Annotated in this window: 22 protein-coding genes; 15 read left to right on the forward strand and 7 right to left on the reverse strand. The window is 36.7% G+C overall.

The window, feature by feature from the left end; translation table 11 throughout:
• The first annotated feature begins 14 nt into the window (after window positions 1–14).
• The 5 genes from FXW34_RS14320 to FXW34_RS14340 all read left to right on the forward strand — a co-directional run bounded on the left by FXW34_RS14320 (window position 15) and on the right by FXW34_RS14340 (window position 5,263).
• Complete coding sequence (locus FXW34_RS14320; RefSeq protein ID WP_147534686.1) at window positions 15–536, forward strand: RNA polymerase sigma factor; 522 nt, start codon at window positions 15–17, stop codon at window positions 534–536.
• 78 nt (window positions 537–614) lie between these two features.
• The gene (locus tag FXW34_RS14325) at window positions 615–1,307 is read left to right on the forward strand and encodes an ABC transporter ATP-binding protein (protein ID WP_147534687.1); all 693 of its coding nucleotides are present in this window, start codon (window positions 615–617) and stop codon (window positions 1,305–1,307) included.
• On the forward strand, window positions 1,304–2,653 hold the full coding sequence (locus FXW34_RS14330; protein WP_147534688.1) for an ABC transporter permease: 1,350 nt from the start codon (window positions 1,304–1,306) through the stop codon (window positions 2,651–2,653). Before FXW34_RS14325 ends, FXW34_RS14330 begins: the two co-directional genes overlap by 4 nt.
• A gap of 79 nt (window positions 2,654–2,732) precedes the next feature.
• A complete protein-coding gene (locus tag FXW34_RS14335) occupies window positions 2,733–2,852 on the forward strand; it encodes a DUF4023 domain-containing protein (RefSeq protein ID WP_147534689.1) in 120 nt (39 codons plus the stop codon).
• 122 nt (window positions 2,853–2,974) lie between these two features.
• Window positions 2,975–5,263 (forward strand): nitric-oxide reductase large subunit, encoded by a 2,289-nt coding sequence (locus FXW34_RS14340; protein WP_147534690.1) that lies wholly within the window; start codon window positions 2,975–2,977, stop codon window positions 5,261–5,263.
• Window positions 5,264–5,476: 213 nt separating this feature from the next.
• Here FXW34_RS14340 and phaC read toward each other — a convergent pair whose 3' ends face one another.
• The 3 genes from phaC to FXW34_RS14355 all read right to left on the reverse strand — a co-directional run bounded on the left by phaC (window position 5,477) and on the right by FXW34_RS14355 (window position 7,978).
• Window positions 5,477–6,565 carry a class III poly(R)-hydroxyalkanoic acid synthase subunit PhaC gene (gene phaC / locus FXW34_RS14345; RefSeq protein WP_147534691.1) on the reverse strand — a complete coding sequence of 363 codons (1,089 nt, stop codon included), beginning with the start codon at window positions 6,563–6,565 and terminating at the stop codon, window positions 5,477–5,479.
• 141 nt (window positions 6,566–6,706) lie between these two features.
• Window positions 6,707–7,489, reverse strand: a complete 783-nt coding sequence (locus tag FXW34_RS14350) for a 3-oxoacyl-ACP reductase family protein (protein WP_147534692.1) — start codon at window positions 7,487–7,489, stop codon at window positions 6,707–6,709.
• Window positions 7,490–7,540: 51 nt separating this feature from the next.
• Complete coding sequence (locus FXW34_RS14355) at window positions 7,541–7,978, reverse strand: poly(R)-hydroxyalkanoic acid synthase subunit PhaE (RefSeq protein WP_147534693.1); 438 nt, start codon at window positions 7,976–7,978, stop codon at window positions 7,541–7,543.
• Between the two features lie 336 nt (window positions 7,979–8,314).
• On the opposite strand from FXW34_RS14355, the gene FXW34_RS14360 reads away from it, so the two are divergent.
• Window positions 8,315–8,845 carry a hypothetical protein gene (locus FXW34_RS14360; RefSeq protein WP_147534694.1) on the forward strand — a complete coding sequence of 177 codons (531 nt, stop codon included), beginning with the start codon at window positions 8,315–8,317 and terminating at the stop codon, window positions 8,843–8,845.
• A gap of 52 nt (window positions 8,846–8,897) precedes the next feature.
• Here FXW34_RS14360 and FXW34_RS14365 read toward each other — a convergent pair whose 3' ends face one another.
• Together FXW34_RS14365 and FXW34_RS14370 are read right to left on the reverse strand one after the other, a co-directional pair.
• The gene (locus tag FXW34_RS14365) at window positions 8,898–10,013 is read right to left on the reverse strand and encodes a glycoside hydrolase family 18 protein (RefSeq protein WP_147534695.1); all 1,116 of its coding nucleotides are present in this window, start codon (window positions 10,011–10,013) and stop codon (window positions 8,898–8,900) included.
• Window positions 10,014–10,139: 126 nt separating this feature from the next.
• Window positions 10,140–10,817, reverse strand: a complete 678-nt coding sequence (locus FXW34_RS14370; RefSeq protein WP_147534696.1) for a hypothetical protein — start codon at window positions 10,815–10,817, stop codon at window positions 10,140–10,142.
• A gap of 252 nt (window positions 10,818–11,069) precedes the next feature.
• Between FXW34_RS14370 and cysK the strand changes: the two genes are divergently transcribed.
• Window positions 11,070–11,993, forward strand: coding sequence for a cysteine synthase A (gene cysK / locus FXW34_RS14375; RefSeq protein WP_147534697.1), 924 nt, complete (start codon window positions 11,070–11,072; stop codon window positions 11,991–11,993).
• Between the two features lie 119 nt (window positions 11,994–12,112).
• A complete protein-coding gene (locus FXW34_RS14380; protein WP_147534698.1) occupies window positions 12,113–14,536 on the forward strand; it encodes an ATP-binding protein in 2,424 nt (807 codons plus the stop codon).
• Window positions 14,537–14,560: 24 nt separating this feature from the next.
• Here FXW34_RS14380 and FXW34_RS14385 read toward each other — a convergent pair whose 3' ends face one another.
• Window positions 14,561–14,848 carry a hypothetical protein gene (locus FXW34_RS14385; RefSeq protein ID WP_147534699.1) on the reverse strand — a complete coding sequence of 96 codons (288 nt, stop codon included), beginning with the start codon at window positions 14,846–14,848 and terminating at the stop codon, window positions 14,561–14,563.
• Between the two features lie 275 nt (window positions 14,849–15,123).
• Between FXW34_RS14385 and FXW34_RS14390 the strand changes: the two genes are divergently transcribed.
• The 7 genes from FXW34_RS14390 to FXW34_RS14420 all read left to right on the forward strand — a co-directional run bounded on the left by FXW34_RS14390 (window position 15,124) and on the right by FXW34_RS14420 (window position 21,760).
• Entirely contained in the window at window positions 15,124–15,594 is a 471-nt protein-coding gene (locus FXW34_RS14390) for a DUF2243 domain-containing protein (RefSeq protein WP_147534761.1), read from the forward strand.
• Window positions 15,591–16,400 (forward strand): cytochrome c oxidase assembly protein, encoded by an 810-nt coding sequence (locus FXW34_RS14395; RefSeq protein WP_147534700.1) that lies wholly within the window; start codon window positions 15,591–15,593, stop codon window positions 16,398–16,400. Before FXW34_RS14390 ends, FXW34_RS14395 begins: the two co-directional genes overlap by 4 nt.
• Before the next feature lie 136 nt (window positions 16,401–16,536).
• On the forward strand, window positions 16,537–17,334 hold the full coding sequence (locus FXW34_RS14400) for an HAD family hydrolase (RefSeq protein WP_147534701.1): 798 nt from the start codon (window positions 16,537–16,539) through the stop codon (window positions 17,332–17,334).
• A 329-nt stretch (window positions 17,335–17,663) separates the two neighbouring features.
• Window positions 17,664–18,530: a tyrosine-type recombinase/integrase gene (locus FXW34_RS14405; RefSeq protein WP_147534702.1), complete on the forward strand. Its 867-nt coding sequence runs from the start codon at window positions 17,664–17,666 to the stop codon at window positions 18,528–18,530.
• Window positions 18,531–18,560: 30 nt separating this feature from the next.
• Window positions 18,561–19,352, forward strand: coding sequence for a cobalamin-binding protein (locus FXW34_RS14410; RefSeq protein ID WP_147534703.1), 792 nt, complete (start codon window positions 18,561–18,563; stop codon window positions 19,350–19,352).
• A 169-nt stretch (window positions 19,353–19,521) separates the two neighbouring features.
• On the forward strand, window positions 19,522–20,475 hold the full coding sequence (locus tag FXW34_RS14415) for a DMT family transporter (protein ID WP_147534704.1): 954 nt from the start codon (window positions 19,522–19,524) through the stop codon (window positions 20,473–20,475).
• A gap of 112 nt (window positions 20,476–20,587) precedes the next feature.
• Complete coding sequence (locus FXW34_RS14420) at window positions 20,588–21,760, forward strand: LAGLIDADG family homing endonuclease (RefSeq protein WP_147534705.1); 1,173 nt, start codon at window positions 20,588–20,590, stop codon at window positions 21,758–21,760.
• A 199-nt stretch (window positions 21,761–21,959) separates the two neighbouring features.
• On the opposite strand, the gene FXW34_RS14425 is transcribed toward FXW34_RS14420, so the two are convergent.
• Entirely contained in the window at window positions 21,960–23,165 is a 1,206-nt protein-coding gene (locus tag FXW34_RS14425) for a glycosyltransferase (protein WP_425457435.1), read from the reverse strand.
• Between the last annotated feature and the right edge of the window lie 33 nt (window positions 23,166–23,198).

Here is a 23,198-nt window from a genome sequence, read left to right on the forward strand (position 1 = left end):
GGGAGAGCACCAACGTGGAGAAACTTGATTTTAATCAACTCTATTCCATGTACTCTAAACGTTTATATTACACGGCATTATCGATTATTCGTGATCCATTTCTTGCAGAGGATATCGTACAGGAAACCTTTTTGAAAGCTTTCAAAAAAACGGATACGATTGATGATAATTCAAAAATTGCTGCCTGGCTGAATTCAATTGCAGCCAGGACAGCGATAGATATCCTTCGTAGTGAAAAAAGGAATAACTGGATGCCGTCTGACCATAGCTTGATTGAGTCTGTCCTCTATAGTTCAAATAGTCAGGATATGACCGAAATCGAAGTGGAAAATCGGTTGTTTAAACAGGAACTACATGCTTCTATGGGAGATTTATCAAAAGAGTACAAGGAAGTTTTAATTTTAAGAATCGATCACGGCTTAAAAGAAAAAGAAATCGCTCATTTTTTACAATTAAAAGCGACAACCGTTAAAAATCGATTATATAGAGCTAGAAAACAATTAATCCAGCGATTATCAGAAAAGTATCCAGCTTAACTGAGTAGATTATAGGAAAATCTTTATTTACTGATGTAAAAAATGACATAATAGTTATATTTTGGAGGTAGAGCATTGGTGATTACTGTGAAAAATCTTTACCATGAATTTGAAATAGGAAAAAAAGGGGACAAGAATATTATCCCCGTTTTAAAAGATATATCACTTACCGTTAATAAAGGTGAAATCGTTACAATAATTGGCAGAAGCGGCTCTGGTAAGTCGACTCTATTAAACTTAATTTCAGGATTCATTCGCCCAAAACAAGGTGAAATCATCATCAATGGGGTGAACGTTTCTGATCTAAACGAGGCTAAATTTGCTGATTTTCGTATCCAAAATCTTGGTTTCATCTTTCAAAACTTTCAATTGATTCCTAGTATGACTGCTTTCCAAAACATCGAGCTACCTTTGATCTTGAAGGGTGTAAGTGAATCGGCACGTGGACAACTCACAGAAGAAATGCTGAAAAAAGTCGGTCTAATAGATTATCAGCATCACTACCCTGGGGAACTTTCTGGTGGTCAGCAGCAACGGGTCAGCATTGCCAGAGCTCTGATTGTCAATCCTCCGATTATCCTAGCTGATGAACCAACTGGAAGTCTTGACAGTGAAACAGAAGCGGATTTATTGCATTTTATTAAAGAACTAAATCGCAAACTCGGCATTACGTTTCTAATCATTACACATGACGATAAGGTTGCTGAAATTGGCGACCGGACGATTGAACTGAAGGATGGACAAATCGTGGAGGGAGCTTACACATCATGAAAATAACCGATCAGTTCCGGTTTGTCCGGCAAAATATGAAAAAAAATAAAACCCGTGTGTTCATGACCATATTAGCAACTGCAATGGGCTGCGCCTTTTTAATCGTATTAGCATCGGTGGGTTTTGGCTTACAAAAATCACTTGTCAAAGATCTAATGGAACAAAGAATTGTCACGTCCATCGATGTATTTGGAAAGGAAATAGATAAAGGTGAATTTCAGCAACTGACCGACAAGGATGTAAAAGCTTTTGAAAAAATTGAAAATGTTAAAGCAGTAACGAGAAGAAAACAGCTTATGCAGCAAGCAAATTACCAAATCGGTGACTACCAAACCCATGCCGAGACCATCGTTACACACATCCCTTCTGAGGTGAAATCTGGATTCGAGCTTTCTAAGGGCAGTTTACCCAGTAACAAGGATGAAGTCGTAGTGGGCTATGATTTTGTAAAGGAACTTGCGTTGAAAAGTGCAGATGCAAAGGACCTTTACAATGAAAAAGGACAAATTAGGGAAAAATATAAATATAATGAGGATTTAATTGGAAAAAAAGTAGACTTGGTAATATCTAATTTTGAAAATAATCAAGAAGTGACAAAAACTTTTCAGGTTACTGTTGTTGGTGTAGCCAAGAAACCGACGAAAAAATGGGTATATGATAAAAATGTGTTTATTTCAGATGAGATACTGAGGGAAATTGAAGCGTTTACCGGAACCCCTCGTGGAATGATTAAAGATTCATATTATGAGGAAACACAGAAATCAGCATCCACTGGCAATGAATATGATCAAGTGAAAATTTATGCTAAAAATATGGAAGCGGTAAAAGGGATTACCGAAAAGCTTGAGGCAGAGAAATTTGCAACATATTCGGTCATGAATGAATTAAACCAAATTAATCTTGTGTTCAATATCATTAAAGCGGGACTAATTTTCATCGGAACGATTGCGATTTTAATTGCTTCAATTGGAATTTACAATACGATGACAATGGCAGTTACAGAACGTGCACCTGATATCGGGATAATGAAGGCGATTGGTGCTAATCCAAAAACAATTAAAAATATTTTCCTATTAGAAAGTAGTTACATTGGCTTAATTGGTGCACTAATCGGGACCATTGTATCTTATGGAATTAGCATAGGAGTCAACTATGCCTTACCACTTGTACTTGAGCGATTTTTCGAGGAATCCATTCCTAATGGGTTTTTGTTTAGTTATATTCCTTGGTCATTACCGGTTATTTGCTTTGTTATATGTTATTTGGTGACTATACTTTCAGGTATAAGACCTGCTAAACGTGCTACTCAAGTAGATGTGTTAAGAGCGATGCGACGTGAGGTTTAATTAACAAGGCAAACATGCGCATGTTTTTCCTTTTAGCTGGTAACAGTAACAATAGACCAAAATACGAAGGAGGGAAAACATGGAAGATACAAACCAATTTGTTAAAAAGCTTGCTGATAATCAAGCGAAACAGGAAAAAAATAAACGAACACAGGGTAAAGGTCATCCAGAAAGACAATTGCCTAATAAACAGCATTAAGACACTTGTTTTAGAAGCTTCGGAATCATTCCGAGGCTTCTTTTTCTATATGTACATATTATTTCCATATTAGGAAAGGGTAAGAGAAGAATCATTATGATTAAATAAATTGGAGGTAAAACATGGGAAACTATAGAAGGCTTTGGATTAGTTTAATTCTGGTGGTCGTTATCTCTTTTGCTGTTCTAGGTTATTTTGGTGGCCGGATATATCAAACTATGCCCCCGATACCGGATAAGGTAGTCTCGGAGAATGGTGACGTGCTCTTTACAGGTGAGGATATTAAAAACGGCCAAAATGTTTGGCAATCGATGGGAGGACAGGAACTGGGGAGTATCTGGGGACATGGAGCCTACCTTGCACCTGACTGGAACGCTGATTGGCTTCATCGTGAGTTGACCTATATATTAGATGACTGGTCTCATTTAGAGTTTAGTACTGATTACGACAAATTAGATAATGAACAAAAAGCGATGCTAAAAGCAAGATTAAAAGACGAAATTCGAACGAATAATTATAATCCAGAGACAAAGGAATTGGTCCTTTCCAATGACCGGGTTGCTGCTTTTAACTATTTAAGTGATTATTATCGTGGACTCTTTATGAATGACCCTGAGTTTAAAGAGTTACGGGCCGATTATGCTATTCCTGAAAATACAATAAAAACTGAAGAACGTATGGCGAACTTGAATGCATTCTTTTTTTGGAGTACGTGGGCAACAGCAACTAATCGGCCAAATGATGATGTTACTTACACAAATAACTGGCCGAACGAAGCGTTAATCGATAATCATCCAACTGGCGAAATGGTCGTATGGTCAGTCGTTAGCTTTGTGTTATTGTTGGCAGGAGTTGGTGCACTCGCCTGGTATTTTGCTGCTCAGCGGCATAAGGAGTCCCATATGGATGAGGTGTTCCCGGAAAAGGATCCATTGCTGGCACTAAATCCAACTCCTTCAATGAAAGCCACGCTTAAATATTTTTGGGTGGTAGCCGCGTTAATTGTTTTCCAAGTCGCGCTTGGTGCGATTGATGCCCATTATGCCGTAGAAGGTTCAGGGTTCTTTGGCATTCCGTTACAAGAATGGCTTCCTTATTCCGTAGCAAGAACTTGGCATACACAGCTTGGTATTCTATGGATAGCAACTGCTTGGTTAGCCACAGGTTTGTTCATGGCTCCAGCCGTATCAGGCTATGAGCCGAAATTTCAACGGGCTTTAGTCAATTTCTTATTTGTTTGTTTATTAATTATTGTAGTAGGTTCAATGGCTGGTCAATGGCTGGCTGTGGATCAGCGGTTCTCAAATGTACAAAACTTCTGGTTTGGGCATCAGGGCTATGAATACGTAGATTTGGGACGATTCTGGCAGCTATTCTTAACAGTTGGCTTATTCTTATGGTTATTCTTGATGGGAAGAGCACTGCTTCCGGCATTGAAGAAAAACAAAGAAGACCGCCATCTATTGACCATGTTCTTACTAGCCGCGACTGCCATTCCGTTATTTTATATTCCAGGGCTATTGTGGGGGCAGCATACTCACATTGCGATTGCTGAATACTGGCGCTGGTGGGTCGTTCATCTATGGGTTGAAGGTTTTTTCGAGGTGTTCGCGACGGTTATCATTGCCTTCTTGTTTACACGTATGGGCTTATTAAGAACCTCAACTGCGACAGCGACCGTGCTCTTTTCCACGACCATCTTTTTGTTCGGTGGTATTATTGGAACGTTCCATCATCTGTATTTTAGTGGAACGCCAATTGGTGTATTAGCCTTTGGTGCAGTTTTCAGTGGACTAGAGGTGGTGCCGCTTGTCTTAATTGGATTTGAAGCCTATGAAAACTTAACCTTAAGCCGCGCAAAAGAATGGACGAAAGCCTATAAATGGCCGATTTACTGCTTTGTTGCGGTGGCTTTCTGGAACTTAGTTGGAGCAGGAATCTTTGGTTTCCTCATTAATCCACCGATTTCACTATATTATATGCAAGGATTAAATACGACGCCTGTTCATGGTCATACAGCCCTTTTCGGGGTTTATGGAGTACTTGGTATCGGCCTGATGCTGTTTTGTCTAAAAGGTTTGACTGGAATGCGGAAGTGGAAAACAAAAGTTTTGGCTTTTGCCTTCTGGAGTATTAATATCGGACTAGCCTTGATGGTTCTGATCAGCTTATTACCAATTGGTCTTATGCAAACGTGGGCAAGCGTCGAACATGGAATGTGGTATGCAAGATCTGCAGATTTCCTCCAACAGGATATCATTTTGAACTTAACATGGCTTCGCATGATTGGTGACATTATCTTTGCTTCAGGTATTTTAGCACTTGGTTGGTTTATTCTAGGATTAAAAATGGGCTGGTCCTTAGAGGATGAAACACACAATTTTGTTGAAAAAAATAGTGTAAAAAAATAAGACCTGTAGCTTGTAACTAAATCTATACTTGCAAAAAACCCCTTCACAAAAGAAGGGGTTTTTTGCGGACTAACAAGCCGCTTCCGCTTTTCATGTCTAGCTGCAGGCGCCATCGGCTCGAGGTCACAAGTCAATCCGTCCAAAAGGTAAAGAACAACCTTTCGGCCGGCTCGCCTTGTGCTTGTCGCCGATAATCGGGCGCCTTCCGCTTTTCTAGTTTGAGCGCTCGCTCAACCATTGGTCAATCAAAGGATAAGTTTTTCTAACTGCAGTTCCACCAACAACAACAGATACATGTCCAGTTGGCATTACTTCAAATGTTTTATCCTTACTAGAGATTTTCTCAATTAATGGTTCAACTTGGTTTGGAGCAGCGATATGATCACGCTGTGCAGCGATATTTAATACATTAGCTTTAATATCGCTTAGCTTAACTTGACGTCCGCGAATGTATAATTCGTCTTTAATCAGTTTATTGTTTTGATAGAATTCGCCAATCCATTGTCTGAATGCTTCGCCAGGGAATGGTACGCCATCAGCAACCCATTTTTGCATTAAGCTCCAGCTTTTAATGAATTCTTCGTTTTCATAGCGTTCTGCTAAGCTAACATATGGACCAACGTAGTTTACTAAAGGCTTTAATAGCTTATTACCAAGGTCAATCATTTCACCAGGAATAATTCCGAAAGTATCAACGACTTTATCAAGATTAAAATAGCGCTCGTCTAACCAATTGCTAAATAAACCAGTATCTTCAAAATCAAACGGACTTGTTAAGAAGATTAAGTTTTTAATTGGCCAATCGTTATGAAGTGCAGCAAAAATAGATGTTAAAGTACCACCCATACAATAGCCAAGGATGCTGATTTCTTCAGCTCCAGATTTGCGAAGTACTTTTTGTACCGCGCGAGGGATGTAATCTAGTACATAATCATCAAATTTTAAATTGCGATCTTCATAGCCTGGAGTTCCCCAATCTAATAGGTAAACATCATGACCTTGATTTGTTAAATACTCAATTAAGCTGCTACCAGGTGTTAAATCAACAATATAAGGTTTATTGATTAAAGCATAAATAATCAATAGAGGAACCTTTTTTGTTTTAGTTAAAGTAGGTTGGTAACGATATAATTTTGCTTTGTTTTTAGTCCAAATAACTTCCTTTGGAGTTTGACCAACTTGTGGTTCTGGCTCTCTTGTTAATACTTCAGAAACACGTTTAAAGCGGCGGTAGCTTTTTTGCATATCTTCAGGCATCATGTTAATCCATGATTCCGTTTCTTTGGTTGTTGAAAAAACCATGATTCTCCTCCTCATAACCATTCGTTTTCTGATTTTTATTTTTCATAAAGGAAAAGGGAGAATACTTATCAGTTTACTAAACATTAACTTCGTAAATAAAGCTTGATTCTAATAAGTATTCTTTCCTAAGCTGTGGTGAAATTACATGTAAGCTCCACCATTAACGTTGATGCATTGACCAGTAATATATTCACTGTTTGCTAGGAAGATACAAGCTTCAGCGATTTCAGTAGTTGTACCTAAACGTCTCATCGGAATACGACTAACGATTGATTCCATAACATTTTCTGGGATTTCTGCAGTCATTTCAGTTAAAATGTAGCCTGGGCAAATCGCATTTACAGTGATACCATTTTTAGCTGTTTCTAAAGCAAGTGATTTTGTGAAACCAATCATACCAGCTTTTGCTGCTGAGTAGTTAGTTTGACCAAATGCACCAGCTTGACCAACGATAGAGCTAATGTTGATAATACGGCCAAATTTTTGTTCTAGCATTGTGTTGATTGCTGCAGAAGTTGTGTGGTAAACGCTGTTAAGGTTTACGTTGATAACTTCATTCCATTCTGCTTCAGATAGCTTGCGGAAAGTACGGTCACGAGTAATACCAGCATTATTGATAAGGATATCAATGCGGCCAAATTCGTTTACAGTTTGTTCAATTAAAGACTTTGCTTCTTCAATATTAGAAACGTTTGCTTTACAAGCAATTGCAGTTCCACCAAGTTGAGTAATCTCGTCAACAACGTTTTCTGCAGCAGATGAACTTGCGTTGTAGTTAACAACTACCTTTGCACCTTTTTTCGCGAATTCTTTCGCAATTGTTGCACCAATACCTTTAGAGCTACCTGTTACAACAACAACTTTATCCTTTAGCCCGTATGTATCTTCTAATAATTGAACTTGTTCTTTATTGATAGTAGTCATGAAAATCTCTCCCTATTAATTTACTTTAAAATTTGTTACTAGAAAAAAATATTACTTATTTTCCACAGGAGTGGATGTGCGAGTTGGCTCTTCTGTTACTTGGATTGCTTTTAACAATGTGTCAATTTTCTTATCTAGCTTAGCGATGCTTGTTTTAATCTTATTAATTTCTGAAGCAGAACTATTTGTTAATAATTCCTCTTCAATTTTTTGATCAAGGTCTTCAACCTTTGCTTCTAAGTTAATAATAAGAGAGGCAATGCTTGAAATTTCATCTCGAGTTGGCACATTCACTTGCTTTAAATAGCCTTCAGTTGTGTTTTGAACCACCTGTTGATATTGTAAATATCCATTTTGTACTTGACCCATCCATTCAGAGAAAGCTTCCTTTTGCATTGTTTCATGAAGGACTTCATTTACTTTGGATTCTGTTTGTTCATACAAACTTTTCCAAACGGCAAATGGATCCAAAAACTTATTTTGTGTCACCTATTTCAACCCCTTCTAATTTTTCAAGCTTTTTGGAAAATTTAAAAAACTATATCTATTACAATAAACTATTTTGTTAATATATGGTCTGAATAAAAACCGTTAAATTACGCTGAAAATCTCCACAATACGACAAAATCTGGTAATTGCGGCCTAAATAAAGTGATTATTTGTCTTTTTATGAAAGAAAAGTAAACGTTGACAGTAAAAACAAATAGGTGTAAATTACATATAAGGGTAACAACAAAACTTGTACTTATTTTTCCTGAGTTAGAATATGATGGGGAATGAGGTCAAGTTTACTTAATCAGTTAACGAAAATGGGGAGGTTTTACAATGGCAGCAAAAAAAGAAGAAAATAAGTTAATTAACGTAATGGATGTATTTTGGGATGGCTGGTTTAACAGCTACCGTACCTTCCATACAATTCAAAATGAAGTAGAAGAAAAATCACTTCAAGCTTTCGAAAATCAAAAAGAATGGATTCGCTCTACTGGAGATCAGTTAACGAAAATGGAAGAGGATTCAAAACGTCTTACATCAGAATGGATTTCTAATCTTCAAGATGTTCTTAGTAAAGCACAGCTTGACATTGGCTTCCAAGGTACAGTTGATTGGACTGACCGTATTGAGGAACTAGGCCATAAAGCGCAAACTTTAGCCTTTACACCTGGAAAAAATTCACTAGAAGTAGCTGAAAAAACTCTTTCACAATTAGAAACTACTTTTAAAAACGTGATTGATCAACAACAAAAAAATCGCGAGGAAGTTTTAAAAGCGGTTGAAGGATTTTTAGATCAATTAAAGCAATCACAAGCTACTGCAACAAAATCTTTAGAACTTTACAACCCATTAGTAGCAAAATAAGCTAACATATAGAAGAAAATGGCATACAAGCTAAAGCTTGTATGCCATTTTCTTATATATTGCCAAGTATTTCAAAGAGAACGCTTGTTAAGCTGCTCGAACCTGTTGCATCAAGCCCGACTTCCCAAAGCATCATCCCTCCGAAGCCATGTTGTAGTGCCAAGTTCGTTTTTCTTTGGATGGTCTCATCCCCATTGTAATAATACGTTGTTCCATTAACGGTGGTGGAATCACGATTTGCATTAGTAGGATCATGTTCTAAAATAGATTGATAAGATAATTGTTTTACAGCAGGATCCTCAGGCTGAGCATAGGATGGAACACCTAAAACTAGTTTTTCTCGGGAAAGCTCAAGCGACTGAAAAAGCGCGGACCAATAGTTTACAATTTTTTCGGTAAAAGGGTAAGGCGATAAGTTTGCGGCATTATAGCCGCCATCCCATTGACCGTCGTACGCCATGATGTTGACATAGTCTACATATTGAAACATGGCTGGATCATATTGAATAAAATGTGCTTCAGTAAGCGCCCCGGCATGAATTTTTGCATGTACTGCAATGGTTAATTGCTTGTCCTCCGAGTGCAGCTTATCACTTAGTTGCTTAATGAATTTTGAAAGATTTTCGCTATCTTTTGCTGAACGAGGATGCTCAAAATCAACATCTACACCATCAAGTCGTTCGCGTTTCACTATATTGCTTAGCTCATCGACTAGTTTTGCCCTAGCAACATCATCATTTATTGCACTTTGAAAGAAGGGATAAGATTCCCCACCTTGAATATGGAACCAGCCTCCGATTGCAAGCAACACTTTCGTATCGGTTTTTTTAGCGTTTGTTACCATTGTTCGTAAGTTTTTTAACGCCTGATCGCCATTTAGCACGAGACTGCCATCCTTATTTGGGTGTGCAAACGAAAAGATAAGATGAGTAAAGGAACGATAGTCAATATTTGCAGGATTACGAAAATCCTGAACATATCCAATCAAAACCTTTTCTTTATTTTCTTTCCAGTTTGGTGCTTGCTTATGCTTAAGCATTTTTTGCGAAGGCTCTGAGGTCGTGATTTTAAATTCAAGAGGCTTAGTCTGTTTTTCTTTCACTAGTCCTCCAACAAAAAATCCACCAATAAACGTGAAAAGAACTATTAATAAAATTCGTAATTTCATAGAAATTGTCCTCCTTTGTGGCAGACATCAAAAAAAGTGTAACAGAAAAAGGAGGGAGAAAGGGTTGGTAATATTAACAAGTAGGATTCAGTATTGAGGAATATCAAAAGGTTGCCTATAAATCAACTAATAAAACAATTTACTATTTAACGCTTTATATAATTGCTCTGAAGTGATGAAGGGCATGTTTGGGGGCTTTGGCCAATACATTCCGGTTGGATACATTAAATTGGTTGGTTCTACATTATGTGCTGGATCACCCCTAATTGGTTGTGGGTCATTTGTATCTCCAAAACGATTTGTATTAAATAAGAAATGACCGATTTCATGAGCTAAGATGAAATCACTTTTTTGTGCACCATTTGACATAATGATGATTGGATAGTCGATATAAGTTATGGCGAGCACCCTTGCACCGTCTTCTTGTGTCGCGCCAATTTGTTCACCATCCATATAATAAACATACAAATCAGCTTCAGGACCATATTTTTCCGCTAATCCCAATAAAAGTTTCGCATTTTTCATCAGCTTTTTGGCATTCATACTGATATTTTCTGCATTCACCTCTAAACCCTTGAGTGTTTGCGGAAAAATGATCGTTTTTATTAATTTAAAACGTATCGCATTTTTTGTTACATTACCCGATACTCTTTTCCAAATCGAATTGGCACAGGCAATTTCTCGCTTTATACGTACAGGAGCAGAGTGCTTGGAAGCAGAAAATGTTCCAGTTTCAGCTCCAGGAAACACAAATGCACAAACCGTAATAGTTCCAGTAGACACAGTGTCTTTCCGCTTTTTCATGTTTAACCACTCTTTCATCCGTTTCTATTTTTATATGAAAAATAAATAGAATGGCTTGGACAAACATACTGACCTTGGCATTAAATTTTGAAAAATACGAAAAAGTCCATTCAGTGTCGCGTTTTATGCTATTTCGTTATTCTTGTGATACACTTATTTGGGTAAAATAAAACCATTACAACATTGATAGAGCTTTATTAGGACTGTTGATGAAGATTTTAGAACAAATATGTATGAAAGGTTGAATGATTAATGCGACTATATGATTCAATATTGGAACTGATCGGTAATACACCCATCGTAAAAATGAATAAACTCGCTGATTCAAATGGCGCTCAAGTATATATTAAATTAGAATCCTTTAACCCAGGGGGTAGTGTTAAGGATCGCGCGTCAATCAATATGATTCAACAGGCAGAAAAGGAAGGAAAACTGATTCCAGGAAAAAGTACGATTATTGAACCGACATCTGGGAACACAGGTATTGGCATTGCTATGGTAAGTGCAGTAAAAGGCTACCCTTGTATTATCACAATGCCTGATAATGCTACGGAAGAACGCGTTAAGATTTTAAAAGCATATGGTGCAAAGGTTTATTTAACACCAGCGAGCGAGCGGATGCAGGGTGCAATTAATGAAGCAAATCGGTTAGCTGAAGGGATTCCAGATAGCTTTATTCCGATGCAGTTCGAGAACCCAGCTAATTCTGATGCCCATAGAAGTACGACTGCTGTTGAAATTATAAACGCTTTTGAAGGTAAGCTCGATGCCCTTGTGCTTACTGCTGGTACAGGCGGTACTGTTACAGGTGTAGGAGAAGAATTAAAGCAGGTAATGCCAAATCTTAAAATATATGTTGTCGAACCATTTGGGTCTCCAGTACTATCTGGCGGACAGCCTGGCCCGCATAAAATCCCTGGAACTGGACCTGGCTTTATCCCATCCATACTAAACCAATCCGTGTATGACGAAATTCTCCATATTAAGGATGAAGACGCACAAACGATGGCACGGAAATTAGCATCAGTAGAAGGGATTTTTGTAGGGGCATCCGGTGCATCAAGTGCACATTTTGCTCTTGAAGTAGCAAAATCACTTCCGCCTACAGCCCGAGTGCTATGTCTTGCTCCGGATACAGGGGAACGTTATCTTTCATCTGATTTGTTTCCTAGCTGATATAGTAGTGGTTCAGAACGAAGAATATTGTAAAAAACAGCCCTCAACAGTTGTTGTGGGCTGTTTTTTATGGAACAATTAAGAATATATAGAGAATAATCCGAATCGAGGGATTTCCAATGAAAATAGAAGATTATAAAAATACCTTATCCATCCATCGTGTCCCTATCGCATCCTTGCGTTCAGAGTTTGATTCTAGCCATTTTCCGTTTGAAACAACCGCTGATCTAGAAAAGCTTGCCAATGAAATGATTGGTCAACGGCGTGCAGAACGCGCAATGGAGTTTGGTTTGTCTGTTGAGCAGGATGACTACAATCTTTTTGTCGTCGGTCCAAGTGGTACAGGGAGAAAAACATATACTTTGGATAGTGTAAAAAAAATAGCTAAAAAAAGGGAAGTTCCTAATGATTGGTGCTATGTTTTTAATTTTGACAATCCAGACCGTCCCTTTGTCCTAACTTTACCAGCAGGAAGCGGCCAACAATTTCAAAGAAAAATAGAAACTCTGTTAATTGATATAGAACGGGAATTCCGCTCAACTTTTTCAAGCGAGGAATACGAAAAAAGAAAGCAGGGTATTATCGATGAATTTCGCGACCAAACAGAGGATTTGTGGGAAGCAGCTGAAGATTTTGCTAATGAGCACAGTTTTAATCTTGAGCGGACACCTACAGGACTTAATTCTTACCCGTTGTATAATGGCAAACCATTAGAGCGGAAAAAGTTTGAACAACTATCTGATGAAGTGAAGGAACGAATTGCGGCTAGCGAAAAGCTGGTAGACGGTAAAATCCGAGAAACACTTCACCAAATTCGAAAACTTGAGGAGCAATTAGAAAAAAACCTCGAGCAATTTATGAGGGAGTCAGCAGCGACTTCCATAGAATCGTTATTTCAACCGCTACGTGAAGCATATAAGGATTATCCGAAAATACTTGATTACCTAGAAGCTTATTTCCATGATGTTGTCGTTCATTTTTCTCTATTTTTAGCTAGCGAGGAGGATGATCAAAATAATATTATGAGCGCCCTTATCGGCTCGAAGGAACAACATTTTCATCGTTATACAGTTAATCTTCTCGTCAATCACAAATCACAAAAAGGGGCGCCGGTAATTTATGAAACAAACCCGACCTACAATAATTTATTTGGAAAAATTGAGTATCGAGGCTCCTTAGGAAGCTGGGTAACGGATTTTTCTTATATTAAACCAGGAGCGTTGCAATTGGCGAATGGAGGCTATCTAATCCTTCAGGCGACGGAATTATTGGAACAGCCATACGTTTGGAGTTTGTTGAAACGCGCGTTACAGACAGGTACTGCGCAAATTGAAAATTTATTTGAAGACAGGGGAATGGTGCCAACAAGCGGGATTAAACCAGAGCCGATTCCATTAAACATAAAGATTATTATTATAGGATCCTATTATTTATATGATCTATTATCAGCCGTTGATGATGATTTTCATAAACTATTTAAGGTAAAGGTTGAGTTCGATACGGTCATGGACCGAAACCAGGAAAATTGCTACAAAATGGCAATGTTTGTGAAAAATTATGCGGAGCAAGAAGGTCTGCTTCCATTTCATCGTAGTGCAGTTGCTAAAATCGTTGATTACAGTTCCCGGCTAGTCGAAGAGCAATCTAAGCTTTCAACCCGTTTTCACGAAATTACAAAATTATTGGTAGAATCGAGTTATTGGGCGAAAAAAGAAGAGGCTGCAGTTGTAGATAGCAGCCATATTGAGCAGGCTATTTCTGAACAAATTAATCGCACCAATCATGCATCAGAGCAAATTCGGGAAATGATTCAAAAAGGTTCCATAATGGTTGATACTGAAGGTTTTCGAGTGGGACAAATAAATGGCTTGGCCGTATTAGGGACAAGGGACTCCGTGTTTGGAATACCGACCAAAATTACAGCCCAAACATTTGCAGGAAAAAGCGGAATCATGAATATTGATCGCGAGGCATCCTTAAGTGGTCAAATTCACAATAAGGGATTGATGATTTTAACTGGTTTTCTTTCAGGAGAATTTGCCAAAAATCGTCCAATTCCACTATCTGCAAGCATTACTTTTGAACAAACCTATTCAACGATTGATGGTGATAGTGCCTCAAGCACTGAATTATATGTTCTTTTGTCATCATTAGCTGAAGTCCCAATTAATCAAGGGATTGCCGTAACAGGTTCTGTTAATCAATGGGGTGAAATTCAGCCTATTGGTGGTGTAAATGAAAAAATTGAAGGATTTTTCCATATTTGTCGAGAACGTGGCTTAACAGGTGGACAAGGTGTCATTATACCAAAGCAAAATGTGGCTAATTTAATGCTCGATCAGGAAGTGATTGATGCGGTTAACCTAGGTGAATTTCACATTTGGGCAATCAGTCATATAGCTGAAGGGATCGAACTGTTAACCGGGGTAGAGGCTGGAAACATTCGGGATGAATCTGGACAGTATCGAGCTGGTTCCATTTTTGCGAGAGTAGAGGATCGCTTCAATATGATGTATGAAGCAGCAAAGGCAAACAATCAATAGCATGTTTGTTTTATTATAAAAAATCTACGACTTTTTTCTAAAGTTAATTTTGGGAGACAATGAGACTTGCTGATTTGACTCACCATGACTTTTACGATGTAGCTGAAAAAATTGTGCAGGGATTTCGGAAGTAACGATATGGACATTTTCAATGGTAATATGATCAATGGTGATACTTGGTAGCTCTTTTTGTGTCATATCATTTTTTAAAGACTTAATTTCATTGTTTTGTTTAAGATTAGTTAATTCATTTTCAATAAATTCTAATTTTTCTCGAAATCTAAAATGATGCTCATCAGTTCTTTCTAACACGTGAGACAGAATTCTACTCACTAGCTTATTAATTAAAAACGCAGGAATCATATCATCACACACTAACTTTAATATTTTTTTCGTAATCCTAAACAGTTTAGTCTTTTGTACATTATGCAAAAATACCTAAATTTGTTCTTATTGATGATGATTAAGTACAACGTTACAGGTGCCTTAACTGGTACCTGTTTTTATATTTTTCAAAATAAAGGAAAGACTACTCATGAATGTAACTAATAGGAGTGTTCGGTGTGAAAGATAATCGTGATGATGATATGTCGTTACAAATTACTAAGTTCCAAACCCGAAATCTGTGGTCTGGAATATTGTTTGGAATCGGATTAGTTAGTTTTTTTGATGAGGCTGTTTTCCATCAACTTCTGCATTGGCATCATTTTTATGATAAATCCACAACTAGTATTGGTTTAATTTCTGATGGATTTTTCCATGCCTTTAGTTGGTTTGCTACGATAGGTTCTTTATTTTTGTATGCCGACTTACGCAGACAAGGAAAGTTATCAAAAGCGCGGTGGTGGGGTGGTGTACTAATGGGCGGTGGAGGTTTTCAATTATATGACGGAACTATACAGCATAAGTTGATGAGTATTCATCAAATCAGGTATAACGTTGACATATTACCATACGATGTAATTTGGAACTTATCTGCATTAATGTTAATTATCGTAGGTGTCATACTTTTGCGACGAAAACCATATCAACAACTTTCAGGTGATGGATTAAAATGATTGCCCTTTTTCGTGAGCTATGTGGAGTTCAATCCAATTTTCTTTATCAACCCCAATTATTGCTTGTGCTTATTTTTATTTTAGCCTTTATTTTATATAATGGTGCTGTTTTAATTAACAAAACTCTTGGGAAAAAATGGCCATCTAGCTCCTCATGGTCATGGAATTTTGGGATTATCTGTGCGTTAACAGCACTATGTCCCCCAATCGCTAATCTTTCGCATCACAATTTTATCATACATATGGTTAGTCATTTGTTACTAGGGATGCTCGCGCCATTACTGATGGTGTTAGCTAATCCAATTACGCTTTTTTTGCGCACGCTACCAGTTAATTACTCACGACGTGTAATTCTACTGATACAAAATCGCTTTGTTTTGTTTGTTACATATCCAATCATGGCTTCTTTATTGAATATTGGTGGTCTTTGGTTGCTTTATACGACAAATTTATACTCAGCAATGGGGCAAAATTGGTTCTTGCATCTATTTATTCATTTTCATGTATTCCTAGCAGGATATGTATTTACACTGGCAATGATAGGGAGAATTCCTGGACATAAAATAGAAAGTTTTCGGCATCGTCTTGTTGTTTTTATCGTCTCACTGGCTGGACATGGCATTCTATCTAAGTATATTTATGCCCACCCTCCTCATGGCGTTTCAATTGTGGAAGCAAAAATTGGAGGGATGCTGATGTATTATGGGGGAGATGTAGTTGATATTGTATTAATTTTTATCTTTTTTAATCATTGGTACATCGCAGTAGGGCGGAAACGGAGCGGATTAGAAATTAGGACATCTTAGAAAAAATAAATAATACCACTGTTCCGACAAAATATGCTAAAATATTATGAAATTTCACTAATTACCATACCGTTTAACTCGATTAATGTTAAACTATTAATTATCATATTTCTAAAAAAGAGAGGCATATACGAAAATGATTAAAGCAATATTTTTTGATTTAGATGATACCCTCCTTTGGGATGCCAAAAGTATAAAGGATGCATTTGAAGCAACTTGTAAAGTAGCTCAGGAACGTTACGGTCTCGATCCAGAGCAATTTGAAGAAGCGGTTAGAGAAACTGCACGTGAATTATATTCATCTTATGAAACGTACGAATTCACGCAAATGATTGGAATCAATCCATTTGAAGGACTATGGGGCAATTTCTTAGATGAGCATGACGATTTCCGTAAAATGGCTGCAATCGTTCCAACTTACCGAAAGGATGCTTGGACAAATGGTCTGAAAAAGCTTGGGATTGATGATCCAGAATTTGGCCATGAGCTTGCTGAGCGCTTTCCGCAGGAACGTCGTAAAACGCCGTTTGTTTATGAGGAAACTTTTGCTACACTTGATGCGCTTAAAGGGAACTATAAACTTCTTATGTTAACTAACGGATCTCCAGACCTCCAAAATACGAAGCTTGATATTACACCAGAGCTTGTACCGTATTTTGATAAAATCCTCATTTCAGGTGATTTTGGAAGAGGGAAGCCGGATCCAACCATCTTTGAACATGCATTAGAGCTTATGAATGTAAATAAGGATGAAGTCTTAATGGTTGGTGATAATTTAATGACAGATATAATTGGTGCCAACACTGTCGGCATCAAATCTGTTTGGATTAACCGCCATGATAAGGAACGTAATCATGTCATCCCAACATTCGAAATTAAGCATTTACAAGAATTATTCGGCATTATAGAAACATTGAATTCAGAAACTAAATAAACGACAAAAGGCCACACTTTAGGGTTTTCTCCTGAAGGTGGCCTTTTTTATTGAGAAGAATTAAAAAATAAAGGCATCATATCATACTTTCCTTAACTGTAATTTATTTTTATAATTAATCCATTTTAGGGTACAAACATACCCTAAATCCTTATGGTCCATAAAAGATCAAACAGCTAAGGAGATTATAGAAAAATGACCAATAAATAACAATCCCAAGATAAAAAGTTGGAAAATTCTATTTATTTTGATAAATCGCACAGGAAATCCTGAACAAATACTCGAATATTATCAATATCTGATAGAATAATAGGAGAGGAGCTAGAAGGATGCCTTACGGATTTATTCAAGCAATCGAACAGAAGGGGTATAGTAAGGAAACGATAAGAAGCTACGAAAAAGTACTCGGACAGTTTTTTAACTTTATTCGAAATACATATCCGGAAAACAAGGAACCTTTTCAAATTTCTCCCACAGATATCAAGCATTACCTCAAGGCACAGCAAGAAAAACAAAAGAGTATTTCAACCATTAATAAAGAACTAGCTATTATTAAGACGATGTTCAATTACTTATGGGAAATAGATAAAGTCGCCATTGACCCTTCTGTAAAATTAAAGCGACTGAAGGTTCATGAAAAAATGAATCTCGAAATTACCTATAAACAAATTGTTGAGCTCCTTGATCATACGATAAAAAACCCTAACTATTCGCTGCTTCGAAAAGCGATTTTTATTTTAGCTGCAAAAGGCTTAAAAACGGCAGAATTTCGTTTTAATAAAGAAGCTGTTACCATTTCAAATTTAGAAAATAAAGTTGAAATACAAATAAGCAAACGAAAAATACTGTTTGAAGGCCAGGAAGCGATTATCTTTAAAGATTACTATTTCGAATCTTTAACAAATGATAGTGAATTTGTCTTTATTACCAAAAACCGAAATACAGAGAAACCTGGACCAATCGAAGTCATGTCGATTCTGACACATTTACGTGTCATAAGTAAGGAGTATTTACCAAAGGATGCTCCTGCACTTACGCTCATATCGATACGGAAGGCGTTAGCCTATGAATTATATACAAATCGGACGTCGATCCAAGCTATTGCTAACCTCCTTGGTATTGAAGAAAATTCTGCATCCAATTATATAAAAAACATCATGGAAGCTATACAATTCCAAAAAGCAAATACTATGTAATTTAAATCATTGTAATGAAAGGTGTCTACTATGAGAGTTATTTCAATATGTCCAAGCAATACCGAAATCGTTGAGTTTTTAGGCTTAACTCATCTGCTTGTTGGAGTCGATGATCATTCAGATTGGCCAGAAAGCATTGTAAATCTACCTAGATTAGGACCTGATTTAGCCATTAACATGGAGCTTGTAGAGAAATTACAGCCAGATCTTGTATTAGCATCATTAAGTGTACCTGGTATGGATCGGAATGTTGCAGAATTAGAAAAGCGTGGTATTCCTCACATCGTACTAAATCCTCAATCTTTAGCTGATATCGAACGAGACTTAATCGCAACTGCAACTGCATTAGGTGTACCGGAACAGGGACAAGCCTCAGCATTACAGTTCCAGAATAGACTTGAGGCAATTCGAAAACAAACTGCAAACATAGAAAATCGACCAAGACTTTATTGGGAATGGTGGCCAAAGCCGGTATTTACACCAGGTAAAACCAATTGGTTAACCGAAATCTCGCACGCAGCAGGTGCCGTAAATATCTTTGAAGATGTTGAATTAGCAAGCGTTCAAACCGATTGGGCTGACGTTGCCTCACGCAAGCCTGACTATATTTGTTTAGCTTGGGTTGGAGTTCGCAAAGAGAAAGTTCAAAAAAGTAATGTTACAAAACGAACAGGCTTCGAGAATATGAATATTAGTCCCGAAAATATTTTGATTCTTGAAGAAGAGTTATTCTGTCGTCCATCACCACGCTTATTAGAAGGGCTGGAAAAACTGTATTCTATCATTCATGAAAAAAGACCAAGTAATACAGTTACTTCCTAAAGGTTTAAGCAGCATTATCGACATATTAAAAGTCGATAATGCTGCTTTTTTAAATGGAAATATATTTTTAGATTTATCATATCTCCTTTTGAAAATATAGTGGTATAATACATATTTATTGATGGATAATAATTCATTCATGTTTAATGTGCATAGGAGATGCGATCAATTGACAAATATTTTTCAAAATAAATGGGCAGTCATTGTCCTAGCGATTATTTGCTGCCTGCTTTGGGGAAGTGCCTTCCCTGTATTGAAAATTAGTTACGGAGAATTACAAATGACAAGTGGGGATGTCAGCGCCCAAATCGTCTTTGCTGGTATGCGATTTTTATTGGCCGGATTAATCCTTATAGTTTTCTTATTCATAACAAACCGCAAAGTATTGCTGGTTAAACGTTCATCTATCATGATTTTATTGTTATTTGGAGTCATTCAAACTGCTGTTCAATACTTCTTTTTTTACAATGGTTTATCAAAGGTATCTGGCATGCAAGGGGCAATTTTAACCTCGAGTGGAACATTTCTAGCTGTAATCTTAGCGCATTTTTTCTATAAAAATGACCGATTAAACGGGAAGAAATGGATAGGAATACTTGCGGGAATTGCTGGGATTGTTGTTGCTAACTGGGGTCAAGACTTTCAATTTTCCTTTCACTGGACAGGGGAGGGTTATATGATTCTAGCAGCGCTTACAAGTGCTATTACGACAATCATGGGAAAAGAGCTCGCTACGGATATCCACCCAGTCGCATTGACCGGCTGGCAATTGACAATCGGCTCGCTCGTGTTGTTATTAATTGGCCTGCCGCAGCTTCAGGCAAATTCGATAACCTTTACACCGTTTGGGTGGGGCTTGTTGGTGTATGCAGCTTTGATTTCATCAGTCGCATTCGCGCTTTGGTTTTCGATTTTAAAATACAATAAAGCTGGTGAAATGAGCATTTATAATTTTTTAACGCCAGTCTTTGGAACGATGCTGTCAGCACTGTTCATACCGGGTGAAAGCATGAACGTGTTTATCGTATTGGCAATCGCACTTGTTGCAATCGGAATAATGGCTATCAATTATCAAGGGAAAAATCCTCCAAGAAATCTTGTTCATACTAAAAAAGTTAGCTAAAAAGAATGTTCGGGTGGAATCATTTTGATTCTGCCCTTTATATTAGGTTAAAACTAGAACATTTGTTCTATTTGTGTTATGATGGAATCAAGAGTAAAGGGGGGATGTTACGATGCCAAGACATAAGGGGATAACTGACGAAGATATCATTAAAATGTATAAAAGTGGTATGCCCTATAAAGAAATGATACCCATTATCGGCTTAACTGACAGAGGAATCCGGAAAGTAATATACAGACATGGCGTGCAAATAAATCGAAAACAGGGATCTGGACAGCCGAGAAAACATAAAGTGAATGAGGATTTTTTCAAAACATGGTCGCACGAAATGGCCTGGGTTTTAGGTATGTTTATCACTGATGGAACTGTAAGTAGAAAAACCAATAGTATTTCATTTGCTCAAAAAGATGAAAAAATATTACATATAATAGCTGATTACATGAATGCAGACTACGTATTAACTCCGTTAGCTCCAACAAAAAAGACTCCAAGTCTAGTTATTAATTCAAAAGAAATTTGTAACGATCTTGAAAAAATAGGTATTAAAGCAAATAAATCTTTAACAGTACCGTTTCCAGATGTACCGGAAGAGTTTTTACCTTCCTTTGTTAGAGGTGTAATCGATGGTGATGGTTGGGTAGATTATGAAGGCTATGTAATGAATATTACTACTGGAAGTCAATTATTCGCTAATCAATTAGAAATCATTTTTAAGACGTGGGATCTTAGAAGTGAGATTACTACTTTTATTACTCAAGCTAATAATACTATTTATCGGGTATGGATAAAAGGTAAAAGAAGTTTAATATTCTTAGCGAGTTTAATATATAAACATGAAATTGGAAAATTTATCAACTATAAAAGACTTAATATGTCGCAACATTCAAATGAACAAATGTCGAAGTTGGAACAGCTTTTAACTCATAATGAGTATATACTACTTGATAATCACCTATGGAAATTTGAAAACGGAAAGTTATTAAAAACGAATCCTACAAATAGAATTTCATTTAGAACCACCGTAAGTAAAACTATTCTTGAAAAGTTAAAAATTTTAGCAAAAGAGAAAAACACTCAAGTGAACCATATAATTGAGAACTGCTTAAAAGCATTGTTATCTAGTGGTAACATTAATTTTAATAAGAAATTTAGACCTAATGATCGAATCCATTATAAAACTACATATGATAAAGAATTATTGGAAAGTGTTAGAGAATTTGCTTATAATCATCATGTAAATGTGAATGATGTTATCGAACATAGTTTCAAATTTCTTAAAGGCTAATTGAAAAGAAGTAGGAAAAAGGTAAAAAACAAAAATGGAATTTTTTACAAGTTAACATAATATATATTTCAGGAACTTGAATCTAAAATAAAAATTCTGTCTCAAACCTTAAGTATACTTATGATATTGAGACAGAATTTATTTTTTGTAATATTTCAATTTGTTTATTATGTTTATGTCTTTATTCATTTAATCAGCATCAATAAAATCTGGCGTTATTTTTTACTGATTCAGCGATATGTTTTGGTAATTCATCCAGCATTGATTCTAATCGTTTTTGAGCTACTCGACCAATTTCAAATTTATCTTTAATATAATTTGCACATATCGATATTTCATAATCGAACAAATATTCGTACACGTGATAATCTACAAATAATATATCCTCATTTGGAAATGGTATTTCTTTACCTCGATTCGCGAATAACAATCCTAAATGATGATTTCCTCGGATACGATGAATTCGAGCTAAATGATATAATGGTTCAGCTCGAGTTGCTCGATATTCCCAGGATTTTTGGAGATATAATATTGAAAGTGCTTCGTATTCTTCACAATTATTTTCATCTGAGCAATTTGCTAAACGCTCATAGCATAGACCAATTTGCAATAATGAATAATAGATCTCCTCTATCCACCCACCTACCTCCACTCTTTTCTTATACCAAAGAATAGATTCTTCATATTCTTCAAGGCACATATGGGTTTGGGCTAAGTAGAACATGTAGCGTCCTTTTAAATATCTTGGAGTATTACTATCTTCAAGACCTTGTTGTAATAATCGCTTATCACGCTCAAATTTGTCTGTTTTACTACCCCCGTCTTCCTGGTCATTCACTACTAGAGTATCTAATTTCCCCTTCGTATCTATATACAAAAATGATTCATGTGGCAATTTTGAACGATCAAGATCCCAATATTCGTGGGTGACTCCAACAGAATGCCATGGTAATGAGGTTTTTAAAAGACGAGTTAGCCAATATTTTATTTTTCCATTGTATTGCATCGTTAAATATTGGTCTTTTTCTAAACTGCTCTTATTAAAATTTGGTTGAACCTCTAATATCATGTCTGCATCAAGCAGCAGTAAGTAATCTGAATCCGAAAATGTTTCTTGTGCTAGGCTTACTGCTTTTGTACGGTTGTATCCAAAGTTTTTAAATGGTTCAAAATGAACCTTACCATTAATCCCATTTTCTTTGCACCATTTTTTAATAATTTCTGGTGTTCCGTCAGTTGATCCTGTATCGCAAATCGAAATGTAGTCGACAATTGTTTTGGCAGAATTTAAACACCGTTCAATAATTCTGGATTCGTTTTTCACAATCATACATAAACAGATCTTTTTATCTTTCTTCCCCATTTTAGCGACCTCCTTGCCTACTAACGCTAACTTCCCTATCATATTCTTATTAATATGACTAGGAATAAATTATGT

The organism is Bacillus marasmi (genome assembly GCF_902168435.1).
Taxonomy (GTDB): Bacteria; Bacillota; Bacilli; order Bacillales; family Cytobacillaceae; genus Bacillus_BU; species Bacillus_BU marasmi.